The 6,386-nt window shown below is 52.9% G+C and carries 5 protein-coding genes; 2 read left to right on the top strand and 3 right to left on the bottom strand.

The features are described from left to right. Positions 1-45 precede the first annotated feature (45 nt). The 3 genes from TH468_RS18550 to TH468_RS18560 all read right to left on the bottom strand — a co-directional run bounded on the left by TH468_RS18550 (position 46) and on the right by TH468_RS18560 (position 3,213). Positions 46-1,551, bottom strand: a complete 1,506-nt coding sequence (locus tag TH468_RS18550; protein ID WP_085646029.1) for a tripartite tricarboxylate transporter permease — start codon at positions 1,549-1,551, stop codon at positions 46-48. Between the two features lie 26 nt (positions 1,552-1,577). Further along, positions 1,578-2,003: a tripartite tricarboxylate transporter TctB family protein gene (locus tag TH468_RS18555; protein ID WP_085646030.1), complete on the bottom strand. Its 426-nt coding sequence runs from the start codon at positions 2,001-2,003 to the stop codon at positions 1,578-1,580. 163 nt (positions 2,004-2,166) lie between these two features. Beyond that, positions 2,167-3,213, bottom strand: coding sequence for an ABC transporter substrate-binding protein (locus TH468_RS18560; protein ID WP_085646031.1), 1,047 nt, complete (start codon positions 3,211-3,213; stop codon positions 2,167-2,169). A 346-nt stretch (positions 3,214-3,559) separates the two neighbouring features. On the opposite strand from TH468_RS18560, the gene araD reads away from it, so the two are divergent. Next, positions 3,560-5,305, top strand: coding sequence for an L-arabinonate dehydratase (gene araD / locus TH468_RS18565; protein ID WP_085646032.1), 1,746 nt, complete (start codon positions 3,560-3,562; stop codon positions 5,303-5,305). 78 nt (positions 5,306-5,383) lie between these two features. Beyond that, positions 5,384-6,295, top strand: a complete 912-nt coding sequence (locus TH468_RS18570) for a dihydrodipicolinate synthase family protein (RefSeq protein ID WP_085646033.1) — start codon at positions 5,384-5,386, stop codon at positions 6,293-6,295. Positions 6,296-6,386: the final 91 nt, after the last annotated feature.

Below are 6,386 nucleotides of genomic sequence, written 5' to 3' on the forward strand. Positions count from 1 at the left end.
GGGCACCTTCACATTGGCATCACTGGATGGCAATCGCGTTTTATCTTAATTGCCAGATGCCGTCAGGTCCCGTTTCTTTTTGCGAGAAATTGCAACCGAGAACCAGACGGAAAGTGCAATCAGAATCCACAGCAGAACCGCGATCCAGCTTTTGGTGAAGAAGATCGAGAGTGTGCCAAACGATTCAATGCTTTTGACGAAATAGATTTCCGCCGACGGGCCAAGGATAAAACCGATGATGAAGGGGGCGATTTCCAATCCGATTTTATGGGCAAAATAGCCAAACAGACCGAATATCAGCAATGTCCAGACGTCAAACATCACGCCGTAATTGATCGTGTATGCGCCGACAACACACATCATCAGAATGATCGGGAAAAGGATGTTTTTCGGGATCATCACCACCTTGGCGATGTGCCGGATGGCAAAGATCATAACGATCAGCATCACGATGTTCGCTGCAAGCATGGCAACAATCATCGCATCCCAGGTTACCGGGTTGTTACCGATAAACAGGGGGCCGACCTGAATACCCTGTAGGGTGAAAGCACCTATCAGGATTGCAGTTGTGGAATCGCCGGGAATGCCAAGCGATAACAGGGGAACCAGCGCACCGCCCGTCAGGCCGTTATTGGCACTTTCTGACGCGATGATGCCGGATGGTTCACCTTTGCCAAATCGTTCCGGATTTTTTGAGAAGTTCTTTTGCTGGCTATAAGCCAGGATCGATGCGGCACTGCCGCCGACACCGGGCAAAATTCCAACAAAAGTCCCAATCCCCGACGAGCGGATCAGGTTGACGAACTGGCCTTTGAAGACGGAAAAATCGAAACGTTTGCCTTTGCCGATCTTGACCGATGAAAGACCTTTTTCGTCCTTCATGCCACTTTCGGCTTCGATCAGGATGGTCGACAGGCCAAAGATCCCGATCAGTACCGGCAGCAGCGAGAAGCCACCTTCAAGGTAATATTCCAGAAATTCAGGTACCAGACGCAATTCGCCGTTGCCGCCGCGCGAAATATCGTAGGCGCCGATCAGGCTAAGGAAGATACCAAGCACGCCACTGAAAACGCCAACGAGCATGTTGCTGCTAAGGGCTGCCATAACGGTCAGCGCAAAGAAGATGATCAGGAATTTTTCAACATATGAAAATTTGATCGCAAAGTCGGCAAGCGCAGGGGCAAAGAAGAAGAGTGCCGCCAGACTGATAATGCCACCAACAAAGGATGAAATGACAGCAATGCGAAGTGCACGTTCACCTTCGCCTTTTTGCGTCATGGGATAGCCATCAAATGTGGTGGCAATTGAAGATGGCGTTCCTGGGATATTCAGAAGAATAGCCGGTACAAGCCCACCCGAGATGCCGCCAACATAAAGCCCGAGCAAAAGGGCCAAGCCATTTTCAAGACCCAGGGAATAGGTTAGGGGTAAACACACCGCGACCGCCATGGTTGCCGTCATTCCGGGGATCGCACCAAAAATGATGCCGATCACCGTGCCGGACGCAACCAGGGTAAAGAAGAACGGCGTTAAAATGGAAAGAAAATCCATATCAAATCTCTCGTGTCGTTCTTGGCTTAAGGAAGCGATATGTTGAAAAGTTCCGACAGCAGGTACCAGACAACGCTTGGTGCTATCAGGGCATTAAGGCCTGCGATCAGCAGGTGCCGTTTATCGCGCTGGTTGAGGTAAAGCACGCTCATGGCAAACAGGTACGGGATTGAGCAGATATAAAATCCAAGGCCGGTATTCGGATAAAAGTTACCCACCCAAGGCATGGCGATGAAATAAAGTACGGTACCGGCAAGGGTTCCGAAAAAACGCATATGGTCGATCTTGGCCGGCCACCAAGGTGTTGAACCAATCGTTGCCAAAATCGCGCGGCTGCGCGTTGCCAGTATCGCAGCCAGTAATATGCCAAGCACAATGGCAACGATGGTCGGAAATACAGTGTGCGATGTATCGAAATCAATGGACACTGATAAAAGCGTTTCCAGTGACATGATGTCTCTCCTTACTTATCCCGTACTTCGAGCCAGGCGGAAAAAAGTCATCTGCTTAAGGCGCCGAAAGTATTTGCCGGGATAGTCCTTATCGGTCGATTTAGCCGGGAATAATGCCAAAGTTCCTGTTGGCCTGGTTATGAGCCAGGCCAACAGGAGATGGTTACTGCGTCGAAATCGAGGAGATGATTTTGCGAATGGTTTCGCTTTTATCTTTGAGATAGGCAGACGCTTCTTTCGATGGCAGGAAGTTCGGAATGAAGAAGGAATTCTTCTGGGTTTCCTGAATTTTGCCTTCGGCATAAATTTCGGTAAGGGCATTATCGATGGTTTCGATAATTGCCGGATCCATGTCTTTGTTAAAGAGGAAGAAGAACTCTTTATCAAAGGTAAAGTCGTTCGTGCCGTCCATCGTGACGCTGACATTTGGCGTGGTATAGCCCAGCAGTTCTTCGCTGGTGGTGTTGCCCATGCCTTCCGGGTTTGCCTGTTTGATGGTTTTTTCACGGGCGGTTACCCAGATGAAACGCATCGCTTTCTGGTCGTCCTGCGGAAGCTGGGTGAATTGTTCGTTTGCCTGGACTGAGCCGTTGATCACATCAGCCTGACGGTCAAACAGAAGCTGGTTCTTATCTGCCTGTGAACCGGTATTGACGGCCACGATGTTTTCTTCAGCGCCCGGATACATGATTTTTGCCGCGTTTTTCATCGCAGAAAGACCGATTTCCGAAACGCCACCGGCCTGAATGGCGACACGAATGCGCTGTCCGGCGGCCGCCGCAGCAAAGACGTCTTCCATTGACCTGAACGGAGAGTCTTTTGCGACAAGGTATGCGTTGCCCGGATTGATTGAGACGGTGGCACCGACATTGTATTTTTCAAAAATATCGTCATAGCCGCGCACGCCATAAAGGTTGCCCATATAGGCACCATCATGGAACATCATAAGCGTTGTGCCACGTGAATCGCGATCAAGTGCCTTGAAGGCTTCGCTTACGCCGACGGCATCGACCTTGACGTTGATATCAAGTTTTTTCGAGAGTGCCTCGGCAATGATTGCGCTGTTCTGATAGGTGTCGCCGCCTGTTGACTTAGAGCCGATGACCAGTCGAACGTTGCTTGGCAGGTCGGCTGCGGTGGCAATAATCGGTGTTGCAACCATGGCTGCAAGCCCGACGGCAGTGGCGAGGGTTTTGAAAAGTCCGGTCATTGTTTCCTCCCGAATGACGCGATCCTGAATAGGGGCTCCTTGCCCGTAATGCCCGGTCGGGGTGGTTCCCGATGGGCCTGCGCTTTGCTTGTTCTTGTTATTGCTGCCTGTAAATTTTCAGACAATATGAAAGCGCATACATAATTTCATACAAGTCGATTTAACTTCTGTCAATCCCGGAATCTATGGTCTTTTCTTCAAGGGTTCCAAAGGTAAAATACATGTAAGATAACTTGACAACGTTGATGTGTATGCGCATACATGCCATCATAAATGAAATCGCATTGTTCTGTCGGGTTTGCATGTGCATAGTCACCCGGTAGGGCGGATACACGGGAGGAACGCCATGTCCGAAAAGCAAAAAAAATCTGCCGAAGACCTTAGAAGTGCGCGATGGTTCGCGCCCGACGATCTGCGTTCGTTCGGTCATCGTTCACGTCTGATGCAGATGGGTCTTGATCCGGAAGACTGGACAGGCCGCCCGGTCATCGGGATTCTTAATACCTGGTCGGAATTGAACCCGTGCCACGCGCATTTCCGCGAACGTTCGGGGGATGTCAAAAAAGGCGTGCATCAGGCGGGTGGTTTTCCGGTCGAACTTCCGGCGATTTCGGTTGATGAGTCTTTCACCAAGCCAACATCGATGCTGTATCGCAACCTGCTGGCGATGGAGACGGAAGAGCTGATCCGCTCCCACCCGCTGGATGGTGTGGTTTTGATGGGCGGTTGCGACAAAACCACACCGGGTCTTGTGATGGGGGCGATTTCGGCCGGTGTGCCGATGATCTATCTTCCGGCCGGGCCAATGTTGCGCGGGAATTATGCCGGTAAAATCCTGGGTTCAGGGTCGGATGCCTGGAAATACTGGGATGAACGCCGTGCCGGTAACATCAGTGACGAGGAATGGGTCGGTGTCGAAGGTGGCATTGCGCGTTCATACGGTCACTGCATGACCATGGGCACCGCATCGACCATGACCGCGATTGCCGAGGCCATGGGGCTTTGCCTTCCCGGCGCATCGTCGATCCCGGCACCGGATGCCGGTCATATCCGCATGTCGACCCAGTGTGGCCGTCGCATCGTTGATATGGTCTGGGAAGATCTGACGCCCGAAAAAATCGTCACCCCGGCATCGGTTCGTAACTCTGCTGTTGTTGCCATGGCAACCGGCTGTTCGACCAATGCGGTGGTGCATCTTCTGGCGATGGCGCGCCGGGCCAGCATCAAGCTTGATCTTGATGACCTTGACGCACTTGGCCGCACCACGCCGCTGATTGCCAATATTCGCCCGTCAGGCAAGGGCGATTACCTGATGGAAGATTTCTTCTATGCTGGTGGTTTGCGCGCGCTGATGGCGGAGCTTGGCGATAAGCTTGATACAAGTGTTACGACGGTTACCGGCAAGACTCTCGGCGAAACGCTTGAGGGTGCGACTGTCTATAATGACGATGTCATTCGTCCGCTGTGCAACCCGGTCTATCACGAAGGATCACTTGCGGTTCTGCGTGGCAATCTGTGCCCGGACGGGGCGGTGATCAAACCGGCTGCCTGTGATGAACGGTTCCGCAATCATCAGGGTCCTGCCTTGGTGTTTGACAGCTATCCGGAAATGAAAAAGGCGGTTGATGATGAAAATCTCGATATCACGCCCGACCATGTGATGGTTTTGCGCAATGCCGGGCCGCTTGGCGGGCCAGGTTTCCCCGAGTGGGGGATGCTGCCAATTCCCAAGGCGCTGATCAAGCAGGGGCATCGCGACATGCTGCGCATTTCGGATGCACGTATGTCGGGCACGTCTTATGGGGCCTGTGTGCTTCATGTTGCACCTGAAAGCTATATCGGCGGGCCGCTGGCACTTTTGAAAACCGGCGATATCGTCAAGCTTGATCTTGATAACCGTCGTCTGGACATGCTGGTGGATGAAGACGAACTCGAACGTCGTCGTGCGGCATGGCAAAAGCCCGAGGATCGCTATCAGCGCGGTTATGGCTGGATGTTTGGCAAGCACGTCACCCAGGCAAACGAAGGTTGCGATTTCGACTTCCTATCGCCCGATTTCGGCAAAACCGCGGGCGAGCCGGATATCTTCTGATCCGGCGATGATCGACTGATGACAGACAGGTGGTGCACCCATCGCGCCACTATCAACAGAATTCAGGGACTTTGACCAATGGCACTTTCCAAAGCCGATTTGCGTGGCGTGCTGTCCGGTATTTCCGGCATTCTTGTGACGCCTTATGATGAAAACGACGATGTTGCGCCGAAAAAGCTTTCGCCGATTATTGATCGTGCGCTGACTGCGGGGGTTCATTTCCCGGTCGTAAACGGCAATACCGGCGAATTTTATGCCCTGACCACGGACGAGGCCATTACCATGGCCAGATCGGTTGCCGAAATGCTTGACGGTCGTGCGCCGATGCTGGCCGGGGTTGGTCGCGGCATTCGTGATGCGGTTGCACTGGCAAAGGCATCGGCAGAGGCCGGTGCCGAGGCGCTTATGATCCATCAACCACCAGATCCCTTTGTCGCGCCGCGTGGTGTTGTCGACTATCTTAAACGCATTGCCGATGCATCGGATGGTTTGCCGATGATGCTGTATCTTCGCAACGATACGATTGGCACCAAGGCGATTGCCGATCTATGTGCTGTTGAAGGTGTTGCCGGTGTCAAATGGGCGACGCCAAATCCGATGAAGCTGGCCGAGGCGATTTCAGCATGCGATCCGGAGATCGTGTGGGTTGGCGGTTTGGCCGAGGTTTGGGCGCCGACTTTCTATGCGGTTGGCGCGCGCGGCTTTACATCGGGTCTGATCAATGTGTGGCCGGAACGTTCGATGGCGATCCATGCGGCCCTTGAAGGCGGCGATTACGAAACCGCTCGCAAACTGATTTCGGAAATGCGGGCATTTGAAGATGTCCGGTCCGAGGAAATGAATGGTACCAATGTGACCGGGGTTAAATCCGCGTTGCAGCTTCTGGGCAATGATTGCGGTCCGACCCGTCCGCCATCAGCCTGGCCACTGACGCCTGCGCAGCATGACAAGCTTGTCGGTTTCATGCGCGAAAACAAACTTGTGAAATAAGCGCCGGGATATCCCAGCGCAAAGGAGGCACCAATGTCCTATAAACTGACAGGAAAACACCTGATTGCCGGCGAATGGGTCGCAGGCGAGC

The organism is Thalassospira sp. MCCC 1A03138, from assembly GCF_002115785.1.
In the GTDB taxonomy this organism is placed as follows: Bacteria; Pseudomonadota; Alphaproteobacteria; order Rhodospirillales; family Thalassospiraceae; genus Thalassospira.